The organism is Staphylococcus massiliensis CCUG 55927 (assembly GCF_000298075.1).
In the GTDB taxonomy this organism is placed as follows: Bacteria; Bacillota; Bacilli; order Staphylococcales; family Staphylococcaceae; genus Staphylococcus; species Staphylococcus massiliensis.
In genome coordinates this window covers 1,235,595-1,252,823 of sequence record NZ_JH815593.1, presented here as the reverse complement: position 1 = coordinate 1,252,823, position 17,229 = coordinate 1,235,595, and the positions used below count along the sequence as shown (strand labels likewise).

Genomic DNA, 17,229 nt, shown 5'->3' with positions numbered 1-17,229 from the left:
TTTACAAGACTCAAGGAACGTGTAAACCAAGGCCGCTCAATTTTACAAGACTCAAGAAACGTGTAAACCAAGGCCGTTCAAATTTACAAGAAATCAGAAACGTGTAAACCAAAGCCGTTCAAATTTACAAGAAATCAGAAACGTGTAAACCAAGGCCATTCAAAATTACAAGACTCAAAAAAACGCGATATCAGATATGTAGTGCACCTAAAAGTTGAATTTTGAGGTTCAACTTTTTGAGTGCACTTCAATGTCTTATAGGGCTTTTCAAGGAGGGGAAACAAGGAAAAACGTATCTGCCTGCTATTAAAAAAGCCCGTACAATCAAGTACGAGCGCGCAGTTATTAATGAATGTAGCTGTTTGAAGCTACTTCTGAAGCTGGAATTGTTCTATAGTCGACTACACCTGGTGGCGTATGATAGTTCATTTCTGAGATTAATAGGCTACCATCAGGATTAACGCGTTCTACGTAAGCAACGTGACCAACTGGGCCTTCGAAGTTTTGCATGATTGAACCAACTTCAGGGTTGTTATCTACTGTGTAACCGTCTTGTTGTGCTGCACCTGCCCAATGATCTGCGTTCCACCAGTATGTACTGATAGGTTTACCAGTTTGAGCACGACGATTGAATACGTGCCAAGTACATTGACCCCAAGTGTAAAGGTTTTGATGATTGAAGATAGGTGTTTCATAACCACCGTTTGTGTGCTCGCTTTCATCACCATTTGAACCTGTTTCATTACCTGGTAATTCTGTATCATTCGTGTCCGTATTTGTGTTTGTATTCGTATTAGTAGAACCTGAACCAGGAATTGTTAATTCTTGACCAGGGTGAATTAAATAACCGTTTAAGTTATTTTCGCTAATGATGTCTTGTGCTGAAACACCATATTGGTTGGCGATGATTTGTAGAGATTCGCCGTTTAATACCGTATGTGTTGATCCACCTTGAGAAGTTGTTTCATTTGTTGTAGTAGTATTACCAGTGCCTTGACTACTTTCTCCACCAACTGTGATTACCTGACCTGGGAATAACATATTACTAGTTAAATTGTTTTCTTGTTTAATACTATCTGCAGTTGTGTTATATTTTTGAGCGATTGTCCATAGTGACTCACCAGATTCAACAGTATGTTGTGTAGACGCATCTGATTCTTGTTGAGATAACAGTGCAGCAGCTCCGGAAGCCATTGTTACTGAAAATGCTAACTTCTTCAAGGGAAATCCTCCTCATAATAAGAAAATATTTTTTCCGCGTTTTTAAGTATATATCGTTACGATGCAATACTACCAAAAAAAATTCAAAATGTCTTTGTTGTTAAGAGTTTGTAATATTCTAAAGAAAAGTAAAAAATATTAAATGATTCTTTAAAAGTTATGATATCAATCTTTGTAGAGATTAATAATTAATAAATAATTTAGTGTTTTTTAATAAACTGTAATATAATTAAGCCATTTTTTCGACATAATAAACGTCATACAACATAACCTATCCTTACAGTTACGCTTATTCATGTTATATTAGACTAAAAGAGGGATAGGAGCGTTTTATATGCCGAATCAATCTTTAAGTCATCAAAGGCATCATGCGTCGAGTTCCAAGTCAAAAGCACTTGGGAAGGTATGGTTGTTCTTTGTTTACTACTGGATTATCTTTGGAGTAGGCTGTTTCTTCGGTCAGTTTTTACCATTAGAGTGGCGTCGTCCATTATCAATCGGACTTATGGCACTCATACTGATTTCATTATTTATCAATCGTTCACGTAAGTTCGGCTTTATTATTTCCAATATATACGCACTCGGAATTGGATTGTTATCCTATGCATCCTTTACGGTGTATCTACAAAACTTAGGACCCGAGGTCTTTTACAAGAATATTATTCTCGCTGTAAGTGCCTTTATCATATTCGGACTTCTCGGTTACTTTGTAATTGGCGATGCGAAAAGTATGGGGAAATACTTGTTTGTTACGTTGATAGCCCTTATAATCGCAAGTATTATCGGATGGTTTATTCAAAATAGTTTCTTTCATACGATTATCGTTATCGTCGGTTTAATGTTATTCTTATTATATACGCTTTATGATTTCAATCGAATGAAACACGGTCGTTTCTCACCGAGAGAAATGGGCTTTAATCTATTCTTAAACCTTGTTCACATCATTAAAGATATTTTATATCTAGCGAACAAGTACAAAAAATAAATATAACCACTGGAAGTGCCTTTAAAAAGGGCTGAGATCGGAGTGAAACTTCGGGATTCCTGAACCTGATCTAGTTTGTACTAGCGTAGGAAATGTGGCTTTGCAATGCGATGTTGTCGTCGCAATGCTTGTATGCTATTTTCCGCGCGAAAATAGCTTTTTTTATTGGAGTGATATTGTTGTTAATTGTCGTAACACCTTATAAACCGTTAGACCGTCAACTGATGGAAACGATACTTGAGCGACAAACGCTCATCGATTATCTCTTAATTAGAACGCCAATTTCTCAAGATGAACAGTATCAATGGATCAAAGCGCTTATTGAAGCGGGCTTTTCAAAGGGGAAAGTCATGATTCACACTGATGTTGCATTAGCAGAAAGGCTAAATATACGTAACATTCACTTTCGAGAAGGTGATGTTCATGCGGAAAAGACCAAACGTATGAACCCTTCGTATCACGTTACAATGTCTGTTCATGATGAAGAACATGTGCGTTTAGCTCATAAATGGCAACTGGATTTCGGAATTTATGGACATCTCTTTCCGTCCAATTCAAAAAAAGGGAAAGCGCCTAGAACTGACGCAGAAATTACAAAGGCGCTCGATATCGGCTTTCCTTTAGTTGCGATAGGCGGCATCAACATGAATACCATCCATCAAGTCCCTCAAGCTTTCATCGGTTTTGCATGTATTGAAGCTTTCTTTTCAAAGACGAAACAAGACATGCATAACTTGCTTGAAAAATGGGTGATACATAAAGAAAGGAGTGGATAAATGTGAAAGTCCAAGTAAATGGCGAAACGCATGAATTCCAAGAAGGTACTACGATTTCAGATATTATTGACCACTTTAATATCGAATCGAAACGTATGGCCGTTGAACTTAATGAACAGGTCATCAAGCGTTCAGAATGGTCAGAACGTAAAATCGAACCAAACGATAAACTCGAATTACTAGAATTTGTTGGAGGCGGATAATATGTTTAAAATTGGTAAATTTGAATTTAACTCTCGTTTATTCTTAGGAACAGGTAAGTATGATACAGAAGAAATGCAGACGAAAGCCATTAAGGCATCAGAAACTGAAGTATTAACATTTGCGGTGCGTCGTATGAGTCTTTATGACAAAGATCTACCGAACCCATTAGCAAATGTAGATTTAGACAAATTCATCACATTTCCGAATACAGCTGGCGCTAAATCAGCGGATGAAGCGGTACGTATCGCAGAACTTGCGAATGAAGCTGGTTTATGTGACATGATTAAAGTTGAAGTTATTGGTGATGACGATACGTTACTACCAGATCCACTTGAAACGTATCGCGCTTGTGAAATTCTTTTAGAAAAGGGTTATACAGTATGTCCTTACATTTCAAATGATTTAGTATTAGCGAAGCGTTTACAAGATTTAGGTGTGCATGCCATCATGCCACTTGCTTCACCAATTGGCACAGGTCGTGGCATTAACAATCCTCTCAATTTACGTTATATCATTGAGAAAATGGATGTGCCGGTTATTGTTGACGCAGGTATCGGTTCAAGTAAAGACTGTGCTGAAGCAATGGAACTTGGCGCAGATGCAATTTTATTAAATTCTGCGGTTGCGCGTGCAAAAGACCCTGAGAAAATGGCGGAAGCAATGAAGTTAGGTATTCAAGCTGGTCGCTTAAGTTATGAAGCAGGTCGTATTCCGGTTAAATATAATGCTGTTGCTTCAAGTCCAGCTGAAGGTCTCGGTTATTTATGATAGATCGTTACGATCGCCAAAAAACATTTCACGGTTTTGGTGATAAAGGTCAATCAACTATCGAAAATATGACGGTTATGATAGCGGGCGTTGGTGCGCTTGGCAGTGGTATCGCCGAACAACTGACGCGTAGTGGGGTGAAGCGTCTTATTATCGTAGATAAGGATATTGTGACGCTAACAAACTTACAACGCCAAAGTTGTTACACCGAAGCAGATGTTTCGGATATGTTACCTAAAGTGGTTGCACTTAAAAAGCACTTAAACGCTATGAACCGTCATGTTGAAGTGGTAGATTTATATCAAGAAATCGCACCTCATAATATCGTTTCACTTATGAAAGACTATCAAGTTGAAATCGTGTTAGATGGACTTGATAACTACGAGGTGCGCTACCTTTTAAATGAAGCAACACATCAACTTCAAATCCCTTATATTTATGGTGCTGCAATTGGGTCGAAAGTAAGTATTTATCCGATTGCGCATAAAGAGGGTCCTTGTTTAAATTGCATCATGCCTGATAAGCCTGAAACAATGGAAAGTTGCGATATCAATGGTGTTCTAACGCCAACGGTATATCTTGCGAGTAGCTTGATTGTTTCCGAATTCTTCTATTATGTCATGCATGGTGGCTTTTCAAATAAGATGACAACGATTGATATTTATACGCACCGTATGAAGCAGTTTGATATCACTAATTTAAAAGAACCTGACTGTAAAGTTTGTCAGAAGCACCAATACGACCGCTTGATGCATGATACGTTACAATATGTGAAACGCATGTGTGGTGGCGTGTATCAATATCGTACTAAGCGGGCTTTTGACGATGTGCCGAGTGAAATAGAAATTGTTAAGGCTAACCCATACGTTAAGAAGCTCTCGTATGAAAGCTTTGAACTCACGTTCTTCAGAGATGGACGCGTGCTGATTTATGGTGCTGAACATGAACGAGATGCGTCTAAAATCATGAAATTATTTGACGATTAGTCGCTATATCTATGTAAATAGCCTAAAGTCATGTATAATTATGACTATTAAAGATGTACTTGAAAGCGAGATGGAATTATGGGACGTAAGTGGAATAATATTAAGGAAAAGAAAGCACAAAAGGATAAAAATACGAGCCGTATTTACGCTAAATTTGGTAAAGAAATTTATGTTGCGGCTAAATCAGGTGAGCCTGATCCTGAATCTAACCAAACACTTCGTTTAGTGTTAGAGCGTGCGAAGACGTATTCTATTCCAAGAAACATTATTGATCGTGCTATCGAGAAGGCTAAAGGCGGCGGCGAAGAAGATTATGATGAACTTCGCTATGAAGGCTTTGGGCCGAATGGTTCAATGTTAATTGTTGAAACGCTTACGAATAACTTTAACCGTACAGCATCTGATGTACGTGCAGCCTTTGGTAAGAATGGTGGTAACATGGGTGTTAACGGTTCTGTTGCCTATATGTTTGATCACACAGCTACGTTTGCGTTTGAAGGTAAGTCAGCTGACGAAGTATTTGAAGCATTAATGGAAGCGGACTTAGATGCACGTGATGTGATTGAAGAGGGCGACTTAACGATTGTTTACGCTGAACCTGATCAATTCGCACAAGTTCAAAACGCGTTAAGAGGTATTGGTATCGAAGACTTTAAAGTTGCTGAGTTCGAAATGTTACCTCAGAATGATATTCAATTATCTGAGGCGGATCAGGAACAAATTGAAAAGCTCATTGATGCATTAGAAGACCTTGAAGATGTTCAACACGTCTTTCACAATGTAGAACTTGCTTAAGGAGAATGTTCATGTCAGAAACAATTATTCAAAAGCTCGAGTTAGCACCACATCCTGAAGGTGGATATTATCGTGAAGTGATTAAAGGTGCGCATGATAGTGGACGTGCACCGTATTCAAGTATTTACTTCTTGCTAAGAGATCAAGAGGTGTCACATTTTCATCGCATCGATGCCGATGAAATTTGGTATCATCACGAAGGTGCTACGTTATTGATTCATATGATTTACCCTGATGGCTCATATGAATCTGTACAATTAGGTCATCAACTTGAACAAGGTGATGTGTACCAATATGTTGTGCCTAAAGGGACGATATTCGCGTCATCGGTAAAAGACCAAGAAGGCTATGCACTTGTCGGATGTATGTGCCAACCTGCCTTTGAATTTGAGCAATTTGAGTTATTTGATAAAGAAGAATTGATAGAGCAATATCCTGAACACGCGTCAATCATCGAAAAGTATGCGAAATAAGTGACGTATTTTAATGAATATAAAGGAAGCGGGTCTGAGACATAAGTCGTGAAATAGAGCATTTAAGCTTTATTTCATACAATTCTTAAAACAGCTGACTCCTAGGGGAATAGCATGAGACCGGAGACTACAGGCTCCGGCCATGCCCCAGGAAAGCATGCTGTTTGAGGGAATTGTAGCATTATGTCCTGGACCCGTTTTTAATATGGAATCAAGCTCAAGCGCTCGTTTGATATTAGCGTAAAGATTTAAAAAGTGCTTGTAGTTTGATGATAGGCGATGCTTAGTGTATAAGTCGCACGTTTAATTTGGTTAAGGGTGGTTGAATAAGTTTCTGACATCATAGTTGGTTGTTACTTTCTTAATGTTTCTTCAATTGTTTTATTGCGGCCTGCACCTGAAGCAAAAATGGTAATGATAAATGATGTAACTACCATTGTAAGTAGCGCGATATTCCAACTGTTTGTTGCGTCGTGAATCATACCAATTAAGAATGGGCCGAATGCCGCAAAGATATAGCCGATGGATTGCGCCATTCCAGATAATTTTGCTGCAACCATACCTGTTTCGGTACGTAAACTAAAGAATGTATTTACGAGACCGAATGCAAAGCCACCTGCGATACCAAGTAGAATAATAAAGATTAAAATAAATTTAGCATCGAAAACGATCATACCGATTGTACTAATGATAAAGAGAACGCCAGCGAAAAGGGTGATCATAAATTGGGATTTCATTTTCGCAGCGAACACAGGAACGATAAATGTTACGGGTATAATCGCTATTTGCATAATGGTTAGATAAAGGCCTGATATTTCTACAGAAATGCCTGAATCAAGTAACATTTCAGGTAACCAATTGATTAATGAATAAAATATTAAGGATTGGGCACCCATTAAAATGGTAATTTGCCAAGAGAGTGGGGATTTCCACACGTTATATTTGATATCATCAAAAGTACCTGTCTTTTTAGAGCGACCAAATAATTGTCTAAACCAAATTAACAGTGTTATAAATGTAACAACGCCCATTAAACCAAGCGCAATGTTATAGTTGGATGCTTTTGCTATAGGGCCAGTCGCTAGAGAAGAAATCGCACCAAAAATATTCATTAATACGGTGTAAATGCCAGTCATCAGTCCGATCTGAAGCGGGAAAGATGACTTAATTAAGCCTGGTGTGAGTACGTTACCAAGCCCAATACCAATCCCGATAAATACGGTACCAATAAATAAGAACGGAACGCCAGCTATTGAGCGTACGATGATACCGATAAAGATACACATTAGCGCAAAGAATAGTGTGCGTTCGAGACCGAAGCGATGGCTTAATTGTGCCGCGATAAGTGATACAATCGCGAATATTAATAAGGGTAAAATACTTAGGATACTGATTGCGGTTGTTGATAGGTGTAACGCTTCTCTTAGAGTCGGTACCACAACCCCAACGGATGTTATCGGTGCACGTAGGTTGGCAGCGATGAACATGATACCCAGTATGAGCCATAAACTCTTGTGATTCAGTTGTTTAATACGTGACATGTTAAACCTCCTTTGTCTATTTAGGTTTGTTCTATAAAAATAACAAAAAGTTCTATATAAGGAACATAATTAGCTTACATGATGTTATAATATTTGTAAATAGTAAAAATTTAGGGAGACAACTTTTATGGAAAAAATTAATCTCATTATTGCAAATAATATTAAAAAGATTCGTCAAAAAGAACAAATGAGTCTTGATAAAGTTTCAAGAGCGACTGGTGTGAGTAAAACGGTGCTCAGTCAGATTGAGAAGGGTACGTCTAACCCAACGATTAGTACACTTTGGAAAATTGCCAATGGTCTACGCGTTCCGTTAACGCTTTTAACTGAAACGGAACATGATCAAATTAGATGTGTCACAAAGGATGATATTGATCCTATTAAAAGCCCTGACGGTTCTACAGTGATTTATCCCTACTTTCCATATGACGACAGAGAAAAGTTTGAAATGTTTGTGATGACGATTCAAGCTGATAGTGAAATGGTGTCTGAAAGTCATCCTAAAGGGTCTATTGAAAGTATTATTGTAAATCAAGGCGTACTCGAACTTAGTATTAACGATCAAACGTACGTCGTTCAAGAACATGAGGCGATACGTTTTGAATGTGATGTACCGCATACTTATAAAAATGTCGGTCATACAGACGTAAGTTTATCTGCAGTCATCTACTATCCTGAGAGTTAAATGAAGCTTATTTTAAGAAGTCGTTAAGATACTGGGCAAATAAGTGACATATATAGTTCAGTTTTATATAATGATGAAAAGGGAGTTGGTGGCATGAAAGTAAAATATATTGATAAACGTCACTGGCGTCGACTCATCAATCATGATTATACCGAAGTAAAGGTTAATAATAATAAGTTTAAGGGTATCATCGGCTTAATCACGATGAATAAAGTAAGAGAACCTTTAATCGTAAATGTCTTAGACGAAAGCTTCGTTGCGGCAGATGATGGTTATCAATGGCTGCAAGTTCTACCAGATAAGAAGCGGTATAGTATAACAGTGATGTTTGATGATAATGGAAATCCACTTCAATATTATTTTGATATCAACATTAAAAATATTACGCAAAAAGGAAACGCTAGAACGGTTGACTTATGTTTAGACGTACTTGTCCTACCAGATGGACGATATGAACTTGTTGATGAAGATGATTTAGAACGTGTTTTAGAACAAGGTGATATTTCTAAAAAGCAATATCACGAGGCGTATATTATTGCGCATCAATTAATGATTCAAATCCATGAAGATTTCAAAAGTATGGAAGAAAAAATTATGTATTGTTATAAAAAAATCAACAAAAAGTACAATAAAACCAAACATAAGCCTAAAGAAAAACCTAAAAGCAAAGATAAGCCAAGAGATAAACATAAAGAATCTAAAAGACATAAACCTAATCATAAAACGTTTGAAAATTACAAAAACCCAACCTTATAAGTGCTAAGCTATAGGTTGGTCGTAATGATTAAAGGGGCTGAGACACAAGATTGTCTCAGTCCCTATATCAAGTTATGGCATGAAACTTCCATTTATTTTACAATGAAACCAAGTTGAGGGGGGACCATATGAAAATAGATGATTACCGCTTACTGCTCACTCTAGATGAAACGAAGACACTACGTAAAGCAGCTGAAAAACTCTATATCTCACAACCAGCCGTTACACAACGACTTAAAGCAATTGAACAACATTTTGGTGTGGAAATTTTTATACGTACGAAAAAGCAACTTATCACAACTACTGAAGGTACGTTAATTATTGATCACGCAAAAGATGTGTTGAAGCGTGAGCGTTTGTTTCACGACAAGATGCAGGCGTACATCGGTGAAGTCAATGGTACGATATCGATTGGTTGTTCCTCTCTTGTTGGTCAAACTATTTTACCGAAAGTGTTAAACCAATTTACAACGCAGTTCCCTGATGTTGAAATCAAACTTCAAGTTGGTTCAAGTGAACATATTAAACGTCATCAAAATGATTACCATGTCATGATTATTAGAGGTAATAAAATGCTAAACTTTAATAATGATCATTTATTTGATGACAACCACTATTTTATTTATCCTACAGATAAAAAAGATGAAATACATAAACTACCATTTATTGAATTTCAAGCAGATCCTATTTATATTAATCAAATCAAAAATTGGTACAGCATGTACATGGCGCAGGATTACTACGCGATGATTACTGTTGACCAAGTTGCTACGTGTAAAGAACTGTTATTAAGTGGCGTAGGTGTGACGATTTTACCGGAAATCATGCTTAAAGATTTGAGTGATTCTAGATTTTCTTTTGTAAAAGTCGATCTCGAACGCGTGCCCTTAATACGTTCAACGTATATGAGTTATGATCAAAGTATGCGTCAATTACCTCAGGTAGCTTCGTTCATTGACTTATTAAAGAAAAGCGTCCGTCGAGATCCTCAAAATGACTGAGGTCGAGACGATTTCAAGAATTTTAGTTAAAGAAGGCGTTAAGACATGTTCTTAAAATTGTTAGAGATAAAAAATTATAAATTATTCGTCGTTAATATGATGTTATTAGGTATGGCGATTGCCATTACGATTCCTTTCTTCGTATTATTTGCTACGAATGAACTCGGTATGACAAGAGGACAATTTGGTTTGCTTCTTGCGTTAGCTGCCATCAGTCAATTTACCGTGAATAGTATCGTCGCAAGATTTTCAGATACGCGCAACGTTAACCGTAAAGCTTTAATTATTATCGCGTTATTTATGGGTGCAATGAGTTTTGGTATTTATTACTATGTACATTCGATTTGGTTATTCATTGCCATGTATGCGATATTTCAAGGGCTTTTCGCGCCAGCGATGCCACAATTATATGCATCTGCTAGAGAGTCGATTAATGCTTCCACTTCTAGAGACAATGCTATGTTTGCGAATGCGGTATTAAGATCAATGTTTTCATTTGGCTTTTTATTCGGACCGCTTGTCGGAACAGTCTTATTATCTCGCATCGGGTTTGATGGTTTGTTCGGTGGAACCATTGTTATTATCTTGTTGACGTTGTTCTTACAGGTCTTTTTCTTTAAGGATATTAAAACGACGCATCAAGTTTCGAACCATGCGCATGTTGAAAAGAATGCGCCGAATATGTTTAAAGATATGCGTTTATTAATTCCGTTTATCGCCTTTATCCTACTTCACATCGGGCAGTGGATGTACACGTTGAACATGCCGCTCTTCGTAACGAAGTATTTACATGATGAGGATAAATATGTTGGGTATTTAGCGAGTTTATGTGCAGGACTAGAGGTGCCGTTTATGGTGCTGTTAGGTATCTTATCAAGTAATTTACAAACGAAGACGTTACTGATGACAGGTGGTTTATCAGGTAGCTTGTTCTTCTTTAGTATCGGCGTGTTCGATAATGTATATATGATGTTAATCGGGCAAGTATTTCTAGCATTCTTCTTAGCCATATTACTCGGACTTGGTATTAGTTATTTCCAAGATATACTTCCGGATTACCCGGGTTATAGTTCGACGCTATTCGCGAACGCGATGGTTATGGGACAACTCTTAGGTAACCTACTCGGTGGTAAAATGAGTGTTTTAGTTGGTTTGGGGAATGTATTCTATGTATCGGCAGCGTCACTATTTTTAGGTTCGCTTCTGATTATGACTACGAAAAATCAAACTTATCCTAAACGAAAGGAGCAATCATCATGACGGCGTTTTTATGGATATTAGTCATTCTATCGTTTATCGTCGCCTTTGTAGGATTGATTAAACCTGTTATTCCATCAGTCGTATTTTTATGGATCGGGTTCTTAATTTATCAATTCGGTATAAATGGCGACACGTTATCATGGGTCTTCTACGTCTCAATGATTCTGTTAACGATTTTCATGTTCTTCTCAGATTTAATCATGAATCAATTCTTCGTAAATAAATTCGGAGGATCAAAATTAGGTGAGCGCGCTGCGTTTATTGGTGTCATTATCGGTTGTTTTGTATTCCCGCCATTCGGTATCTTAATTGTACCGTTCGTTCTCGTATTTATTGCGGAAATGGTTCAAAGTAATGATGTCGCGCAAGCGCTTAAAGCGAGTACAGGTTCTTTATTTGCCTTCTTATCAAGCACACTCGCACAAGCTATCATTATGTTCTTAATGGTCGTTTGGTTTTTTATCGATGCGTTATTACTCAACTAAATGTGAAATACTTCAATCCCAGGTGTTCATGCCTGGGATTTTTTGATTTGGAAAGCATCTCGTTTTCACCCCGGTCCTTTTTGAAAATGGGGGCAATTACCCGAGATATCTTGGCAGTAAATTTATGTCTAAGCGTAGCATTCCTTTTTTGAAAATGAGGGCCCATACACGATGTCAGCTCGACAGCACAACTATGGCAAACCGTAAATTCGTAACCACGACCCCTTTTTGAAAAGAGGGGGCATTTACCTTAAAGCAAAATGTTTGTTTCTCTAAAGAACTTTATTTATACTTTCAATGCAAAAAAGAGATGATAGGAGGATACAACATGAAACGCTATCCCGTGGCAATATGGATGCTTGCGTTAGGGGCTTTTGCTATAGGAATGACAGAGTTTGTAATTATGGGATTACTACCAAAAATGTAGCACGGGATTTAAATGTTTCGGTGAGTACGGCAGGTCAATTGATCACAGGGTACGCTTTAGGGGTCGCAATAGGCGGACCGATTATCGTCCTGCTGACATACCACTTAAATCGAAAGCATTTATTAATACTGTTAATGGTAATATTTATACTAGGAAACGTGCTGAGTGCAGTAAGTCCAACGTACGGCATCTTAATGGTAAGTCGAATTGTGACGTCACTTGCGCATGGTTCCTTCTTTGGAATCGGGTCTATTTTAGCCGCAAGTTTAGTGAGTCCTAATCGACGTGCTAGTGCGATGGCACTAATGTTTATGGGACTCACGTTAAGTAATATTTTAGGGGTGCCGTTTGGTACGTTAGTTGGTCAGAATTTCGGTTGGCAAATGACCTTCTTAATCATAGCGGTAATCGGCGCATTGTCTTTACTAGGGATTCTAAAATTTGTCCCTTACTCAGGCGATAGTCACAAGGCTTCGTTAAAAGAGGAGCTTTCTATTCTCGGGCGACTTCGTCTTTGGCTAACTTTGTGTGTAACGCTGTTTGGATTCAGTAGTGTGTTCGCTTACTTCACGTACATTTCATCGATCTTAACGGATTTATCGCATATACCAGAGTCGTTGATTTCAGCAATCTTAATCTTGTTTGGTGTCGGTGTGACGTTAGGTAATGTAGTTGGCGGTAGACTTGCTGACCGTAACATTAATCGCGTACTAAGTCTGATATTCATCGTCTTTTTATGTTACTTTATGGTACTTTACTTTATTCAATTTAACGCATGGTTAATGGTTATCGGCGTCTTTATATTTGGATTTATTGGATTCAGTATGAGTCCTTCTCTACAATTTAAGAGTACACTCGTGTCACAAGATGCGCCAACGCTCGCGAGTACGTTAAATCAGTCCGCGTTTAATTTAGGAAACGCAATGGGTGCTTTCGTTGGTGGCATGGTGATTACGCATCTGCCGTTAAAGTTCTTAAGCTTAATCGCGCCAATACTGACGTTAATCGGACTAATCTTTCTGATGCTCGTTATCATGGTTGAGTGTAAAGAAGCGGCTTAACCCTTAGAAAAAGACCTAAGCTAACGCGACTGTGTTCGCGTTAACTTAGGTCTTGTTTGTGTTAAGATTTGCTAGCGTTCTCTCGCTTTTGTTCTATGAATATCGCAATCGCAAGTGTGATTGCCGACAATATGATAAATGTCCAATTACCTATTTTGACGTATGGCCCGAAGTAGAGATACGTTTGCGGGATAAAAAATACTTGGAATGTTAAAATTCCTAAGATAATGAGTAAAGCGTATGTCCAAAGGGACGTGAACCGTGACCGTTCGAAACTTTGAAGTTGAATACTTCTAAAGAACGCCCAAATGAATAAGAACACCATGATGAGCCCGAATATAAATAATAACGGAAAGGTAAATAAATATAATCGTTTCACACCTATAAAAAAGCCGGTGAATCCTTCTAAAAAGAAAAAGACACCTAACAATAATAGGAAGTGATTACATATATAGCGAACGATGTTTTGAAATGTTTCGTTTGGCAATGAGCGTATCGTCTTCTTCGCATGTTTCTTCGGGTCATGTTCGAAGAATTCCATCGCATGCATGCCTTTATTTTCAGCTTCGAGTAAATGATCGAGCATATCGCTTAATAATACTTCTGAATCGTGTTGGTTCACACGTAAGTCTGAACGTATATAAGTCATGTAATTTTCGTAGATGTCACGGTCGGTATTATTCAGTCGAAGCAGTTTGACGTTATTTTCTCGTGCAAGTTCCTCGGTAGACTTGTTCAATTTATATATCCCCCTAATACTTTCACGGAATTCAAGACATACTTATTATGCTAAAATTTATTTTAGAAATCAATATTTGTTATACTATTAATGACTGAGAAGAGTGTTGATTGTTTGAAACGCTTAACCTCTGAAATGCATGACATCATTGATGAAGTGGCTCAGATTCATGAACAGTGCTTAAGTGATACGTACCTAGATTATACATATTCACGTTTATCTGTAGCACTTCGTAAGGAAATGATTGAGAAACGTTTGAAACTTAGTGATGATTATATCATTTATAAAGATACACCGCAGTTAAGTTTTATATGGGGACATTTTGATGTTGCGACTAAAACCGTTAAAATCGAAATGCTTTACGTTGCTAAAGCGTGTCGTAGGACGGGACTTGGAAGGGCTTTTAAAGAGGGGCTCGAAAACTATGCAATTGAAAAGGGTGCGAAAGCGATTGAAAGCACCGTGCATCACCTCAACACCCCAATGATTGATTTGAATGAAAAGCTCGGCTACCGAGTTGAAAGCGTCATGATGAAGAAGGATTTAACATAAATACGTGTTACATAAATTAGGATGAAGGAGTTCATTATGAAGAAGATATTTGCATTCGCATTAGCTTCAACGATTGCACTTACAGGGTGTGCGAACGATGAGAAGAAGAGTATCAAAGAAGAAGCGAAAAAGTTAGAGCAAGAGAAGAAGGACCTTGAGAAGAAGAAGAAAAATCTTGAAGATGAAAATAAAAAGCTTGATGACAAGATTAAGGATTTAGAGAAGAAAATTGAAAACGGTAACTTCAAGAAAGAGGATAAAGACGATAAGGATAAAGAAGATAAGTCGGAAGGTGACGATGCATCTAAGGAAGATGGCGAATCTGACGATAGCGCCGAGACTGATGACAAAGGCAAGGTAGAAGTTGACCCAGAAACGAAGGAGAAAGTAGACGAGAAGACTAAAGAGGAATAAGTGATTTGTAAGGTGAGTTGCTGCGTTAATGTGGTATATTAGGGTTGTACGAAACTGTTTGTGATGCCTATAGGTTCTGTTTGAAATACAGTTAAAATGGGTAAAAATACAAAAGTATATGACTAAACTAGATTGAGAAAAGAGGGAATTGTTATGCATGAAAAGGACTTTCACTTATTAGAAGGAGAAACGATTTCACTACCTGAATTAGGTAAGAAAATTGAATCGATCACAGGTTACCAAGTTAAAGAATCTACAGGCGAAATTAAGCGTGTAGTGGCACATTTACCAAACTTTGATTCTGAAACTGATACGTTTGTTGCGACGTACCGTTTAAATCATAATCGCGATCTTGTAGATGCAACGTTTACAGCGAATAAATCAGACCGTAATCGTTTAAAAGAAATTCCAGTCCAAATTGAACTTATTTCGTACGTTTCAAGAGCGTAACAGGATGCTTGTAGAGTAATTAATCGGGGGTGACGATATATGACGACTTATATTGAAACTGAACGATTAAAGCTACGAGACTGGTACGATGAGGATTTAATACATCTACAAAAGATGAATGCGAATCGCCGTGTGAGACAGTATTTTCCGAGCTTACTTAGCTATAACCGTTCCCAAATCGATTTTAATCTTATGCGAGATCAAGTTGAAAAGAACCAAGTGGGGTTATTCGCAGTTGAGTTGAAGGCCACTGGTGAATGGATTGGCTTTATTGGTCTCAATTATTTACCGAAACAAAGTATGTATCAGTTTGATGAATTACCTTTTTATGAAATAGGTTGGCGTCTGGTGCCTGAAGTATGGGGCAATGGTCTTGCGACTGAGGGTGCTGAAGCGGTCATCAAATACATACGTAAATCTACGGAGATAACTAAAATTTATAGTATTGCGTCTGAAAATAATGCGCCATCTATTCGTGTGATGGAGAAGATAGGTATGCGTAAGTACGATGTCTTTCAAAAGGAAGATTTAAGCGAGCATCATCCGCTACGTCATCAAGTGCGTTATTTTAAAAAGGTGCAGTAAGGCTAGAGAGCGAAGTGTTGGAGGAGAACACTTCGCTTTTTTTGTTGGGTGAGCTGGGGGATGTTGCGAGTTGAGGGAACTAGGGAGTACGGATTTATGAGGAGAGGCGTTAGCAACTAGTGAGGTTGCGATAAGTCGTTAAGCGCGCCGTTAGCAACTAGTGGAGTCGCGACAAGTTGGCAAGAGAGGCGTTAGCAACTAGTAGAGTCGCGACAAGTTGTTAAGAGAGCCGTTAGCAACTAGTGGAGTCGCGACAAGTTGGCAAGAGAGGCGTTAGCAACTAGTGAAGTCGCGACAAGTTGGCAAGAGAGGCGTTAGCAACTAGTGGAGTCGTGACAAGTTGTTAAGAGAAGCGTTAGCGACTAGTGAAGTCGCGACAAGTTGTTAAGAGAGCCGTTAGCAACTAGTGAAGTTGTGACAAGTTGGCAAGCGCGCCGTTAACAACTAGTGGAGTTGTGACAAGTTGGCAAGAGAGGCGTTAGCGTCGGAATGAGAGATTGAAACCGACGCAAAAGTAGAATAACGTCGGAATGAGAAATCGAAACCGATGCAAAAACAGAATAGCGTCGGAATGAATGATCGAAACCGACGCAAAAGTAGAATAGCGTCGGAATGAATGATCGAAACCGACGCAAAAGCAGAATAGCGTCGGAATGAGAAATCGAAACCGATGCAAAAGCAGAATAGCGTCGGAATGGAAAGTTGAAACCGACGCAAAAGTCGAATAGCGTCGGAATGGAAGACTGAAACCGATGCAAAAGTAGAATAGCGTCGGAATGAATGATCGAAACCGATACTAAAGTCGATTAACGTCGGAATGAGTGATCGAAAACGACGTAAGAGCCAAGTGAAGCCGCGACATGGCTGTAAAACAGGAATAAGAGCCAAGTGAAGTCACGACATGGCTGTAAAACAGGAATAAGAGCCAAGTGAAGTCATGACATGGCTGTAAAACAGGAATAAGAGCCAAGTGAAGTCGTGACATGGCTGTAAAACAAAATAAGAGCCAAGTGGATACGCGACATGGCTGTAAAACAGGAATAAGAGCCAAGTGGATACGCGACA

At 38.3% G+C, this 17,229-nt stretch carries 19 protein-coding genes, 1 pseudogene and 1 riboswitch; of the genes and pseudogenes, 17 read left to right on the top strand and 3 right to left on the bottom strand.

Annotated features, from left to right (window positions below):
• Positions 1 to 345 precede the first annotated feature (345 nt).
• Positions 346 to 1,221, bottom strand: coding sequence for a CHAP domain-containing protein (locus A33S_RS0106285; protein ID WP_009383187.1), 876 nt, complete (start codon positions 1,219 to 1,221; stop codon positions 346 to 348).
• A 334-nt stretch (positions 1,222 to 1,555) separates the two neighbouring features.
• Here A33S_RS0106285 and A33S_RS0106280 point away from each other — a divergent pair, with 334 nt between their 5' ends.
• The 7 genes from A33S_RS0106280 (at position 1,556) to A33S_RS0106250 (ending at position 6,208) form a co-directional block, all read left to right on the top strand.
• Positions 1,556 to 2,206 carry a Bax inhibitor-1/YccA family protein gene (locus A33S_RS0106280; RefSeq protein ID WP_009383186.1) on the top strand — a complete coding sequence of 217 codons (651 nt, stop codon included), beginning with the start codon at positions 1,556 to 1,558 and terminating at the stop codon, positions 2,204 to 2,206.
• Between the two features lies 1 nt (position 2,207).
• Positions 2,208 to 2,316, top strand: a riboswitch (TPP riboswitch).
• A 69-nt stretch (positions 2,317 to 2,385) separates the two neighbouring features.
• Positions 2,386 to 2,982 carry a thiamine phosphate synthase gene (locus A33S_RS0106275; protein WP_017176647.1) on the top strand — a complete coding sequence of 199 codons (597 nt, stop codon included), beginning with the start codon at positions 2,386 to 2,388 and terminating at the stop codon, positions 2,980 to 2,982.
• A gap of 2 nt (positions 2,983 to 2,984) precedes the next feature.
• Positions 2,985 to 3,185, top strand: a complete 201-nt coding sequence (gene thiS, locus A33S_RS0106270; protein ID WP_009036520.1) for a sulfur carrier protein ThiS — start codon at positions 2,985 to 2,987, stop codon at positions 3,183 to 3,185.
• Position 3,186: 1 nt separating this feature from the next.
• Positions 3,187 to 3,954: a thiazole synthase gene (locus tag A33S_RS0106265; RefSeq protein ID WP_009383184.1), complete on the top strand. Its 768-nt coding sequence runs from the start codon at positions 3,187 to 3,189 to the stop codon at positions 3,952 to 3,954.
• Positions 3,951 to 4,940 carry a HesA/MoeB/ThiF family protein gene (locus A33S_RS0106260; RefSeq protein WP_009383183.1) on the top strand — a complete coding sequence of 330 codons (990 nt, stop codon included), beginning with the start codon at positions 3,951 to 3,953 and terminating at the stop codon, positions 4,938 to 4,940. The genes A33S_RS0106265 and A33S_RS0106260 overlap by 4 nt, the downstream gene beginning before the upstream one ends.
• Before the next feature lie 78 nt (positions 4,941 to 5,018).
• On the top strand, positions 5,019 to 5,735 hold the full coding sequence (locus A33S_RS0106255; RefSeq protein ID WP_009383182.1) for a YebC/PmpR family DNA-binding transcriptional regulator: 717 nt from the start codon (positions 5,019 to 5,021) through the stop codon (positions 5,733 to 5,735).
• A gap of 11 nt (positions 5,736 to 5,746) precedes the next feature.
• Positions 5,747 to 6,208 carry a cupin domain-containing protein gene (locus A33S_RS0106250; protein ID WP_009383181.1) on the top strand — a complete coding sequence of 154 codons (462 nt, stop codon included), beginning with the start codon at positions 5,747 to 5,749 and terminating at the stop codon, positions 6,206 to 6,208.
• A 353-nt stretch (positions 6,209 to 6,561) separates the two neighbouring features.
• On the opposite strand, the gene A33S_RS0106245 is transcribed toward A33S_RS0106250, so the two are convergent.
• On the bottom strand, positions 6,562 to 7,749 hold the full coding sequence (locus tag A33S_RS0106245; RefSeq protein ID WP_009383179.1) for a CynX/NimT family MFS transporter: 1,188 nt from the start codon (positions 7,747 to 7,749) through the stop codon (positions 6,562 to 6,564).
• Between the two features lie 127 nt (positions 7,750 to 7,876).
• Between A33S_RS0106245 and A33S_RS0106240 the strand changes: the two genes are divergently transcribed.
• The 6 genes and pseudogenes from A33S_RS0106240 to A33S_RS11660 all read left to right on the top strand — a co-directional run bounded on the left by A33S_RS0106240 (position 7,877) and on the right by A33S_RS11660 (position 13,424).
• Positions 7,877 to 8,434, top strand: coding sequence for a helix-turn-helix domain-containing protein (locus tag A33S_RS0106240; protein ID WP_009383177.1), 558 nt, complete (start codon positions 7,877 to 7,879; stop codon positions 8,432 to 8,434).
• A 93-nt stretch (positions 8,435 to 8,527) separates the two neighbouring features.
• On the top strand, positions 8,528 to 9,190 hold the full coding sequence (locus A33S_RS0106235; protein WP_009383176.1) for a ribonuclease FAU-1 family protein: 663 nt from the start codon (positions 8,528 to 8,530) through the stop codon (positions 9,188 to 9,190).
• A 128-nt stretch (positions 9,191 to 9,318) separates the two neighbouring features.
• Entirely contained in the window at positions 9,319 to 10,191 is an 873-nt protein-coding gene (locus tag A33S_RS0106230) for a LysR family transcriptional regulator (protein ID WP_009383174.1), read from the top strand.
• Between the two features lie 45 nt (positions 10,192 to 10,236).
• Positions 10,237 to 11,451, top strand: coding sequence for a sugar efflux transporter (locus A33S_RS0106225; RefSeq protein ID WP_009383172.1), 1,215 nt, complete (start codon positions 10,237 to 10,239; stop codon positions 11,449 to 11,451).
• Entirely contained in the window at positions 11,448 to 11,936 is a 489-nt protein-coding gene (locus A33S_RS0106220; RefSeq protein WP_009383170.1) for a DUF456 domain-containing protein, read from the top strand. The genes A33S_RS0106225 and A33S_RS0106220 overlap by 4 nt, the downstream gene beginning before the upstream one ends.
• Positions 11,937 to 12,264: 328 nt before the next feature.
• Positions 12,265 to 13,424 (top strand): annotated as a pseudogene (locus A33S_RS11660) (MFS transporter).
• Between the two features lie 61 nt (positions 13,425 to 13,485).
• Here A33S_RS11660 and A33S_RS0106210 read toward each other — a convergent pair.
• On the bottom strand, positions 13,486 to 14,163 hold the full coding sequence (locus A33S_RS0106210; protein WP_009383168.1) for a DUF1129 family protein: 678 nt from the start codon (positions 14,161 to 14,163) through the stop codon (positions 13,486 to 13,488).
• Positions 14,164 to 14,277: 114 nt separating this feature from the next.
• Between A33S_RS0106210 and A33S_RS0106205 the strand changes: the two genes are divergently transcribed.
• From A33S_RS0106205 to A33S_RS0106190, 4 genes are all read left to right on the top strand, one after another.
• Positions 14,278 to 14,715: a GNAT family N-acetyltransferase gene (locus A33S_RS0106205; RefSeq protein WP_009383166.1), complete on the top strand. Its 438-nt coding sequence runs from the start codon at positions 14,278 to 14,280 to the stop codon at positions 14,713 to 14,715.
• 36 nt (positions 14,716 to 14,751) lie between these two features.
• Positions 14,752 to 15,129: an SA0632 family lipoprotein gene (locus A33S_RS0106200; RefSeq protein WP_009383164.1), complete on the top strand. Its 378-nt coding sequence runs from the start codon at positions 14,752 to 14,754 to the stop codon at positions 15,127 to 15,129.
• 153 nt (positions 15,130 to 15,282) lie between these two features.
• A complete protein-coding gene (locus A33S_RS0106195; protein WP_009383162.1) occupies positions 15,283 to 15,579 on the top strand; it encodes a hypothetical protein in 297 nt (98 codons plus the stop codon).
• 39 nt (positions 15,580 to 15,618) lie between these two features.
• A complete protein-coding gene (locus A33S_RS0106190) occupies positions 15,619 to 16,164 on the top strand; it encodes a GNAT family N-acetyltransferase (RefSeq protein ID WP_009383160.1) in 546 nt (181 codons plus the stop codon).
• Positions 16,165 to 17,229 lie beyond the last annotated feature (1,065 nt).

Bases quoted from the DNA above. Each gene is read 5' to 3' on its own strand.
- A33S_RS0106225 (WP_009383172.1), top strand. From the start codon at position 10,237: ATGTTCTTAAAATTGTTAGAGATAAAAAATTATAAATTATTCGTCGTT.
- A33S_RS0106250 (WP_009383181.1), top strand. From the start codon at position 5,747: ATGTCAGAAACAATTATTCAAAAGCTCGAGTTAGCACCACATCCTGAA.
- A33S_RS0106245 (WP_009383179.1), bottom strand. From the start codon at position 7,749: ATGTCACGTATTAAACAACTGAATCACAAGAGTTTATGGCTCATACTG.
- A33S_RS0106235 (WP_009383176.1), top strand. From the start codon at position 8,528: ATGAAAGTAAAATATATTGATAAACGTCACTGGCGTCGACTCATCAAT.
- A33S_RS0106260 (WP_009383183.1), top strand. From the start codon at position 3,951: ATGATAGATCGTTACGATCGCCAAAAAACATTTCACGGTTTTGGTGAT.
- A33S_RS0106240 (WP_009383177.1), top strand. From the start codon at position 7,877: ATGGAAAAAATTAATCTCATTATTGCAAATAATATTAAAAAGATTCGT.
- A33S_RS0106265 (WP_009383184.1), top strand. From the start codon at position 3,187: ATGTTTAAAATTGGTAAATTTGAATTTAACTCTCGTTTATTCTTAGGA.
- A33S_RS0106190 (WP_009383160.1), top strand. From the start codon at position 15,619: ATGACGACTTATATTGAAACTGAACGATTAAAGCTACGAGACTGGTAC.
- A33S_RS0106280 (WP_009383186.1), top strand. From the start codon at position 1,556: ATGCCGAATCAATCTTTAAGTCATCAAAGGCATCATGCGTCGAGTTCC.
- A33S_RS0106195 (WP_009383162.1), top strand. From the start codon at position 15,283: ATGCATGAAAAGGACTTTCACTTATTAGAAGGAGAAACGATTTCACTA.
- A33S_RS0106220 (WP_009383170.1), top strand. From the start codon at position 11,448: ATGACGGCGTTTTTATGGATATTAGTCATTCTATCGTTTATCGTCGCC.
- A33S_RS0106255 (WP_009383182.1), top strand. From the start codon at position 5,019: ATGGGACGTAAGTGGAATAATATTAAGGAAAAGAAAGCACAAAAGGAT.
- A33S_RS0106230 (WP_009383174.1), top strand. From the start codon at position 9,319: ATGAAAATAGATGATTACCGCTTACTGCTCACTCTAGATGAAACGAAG.
- A33S_RS0106200 (WP_009383164.1), top strand. From the start codon at position 14,752: ATGAAGAAGATATTTGCATTCGCATTAGCTTCAACGATTGCACTTACA.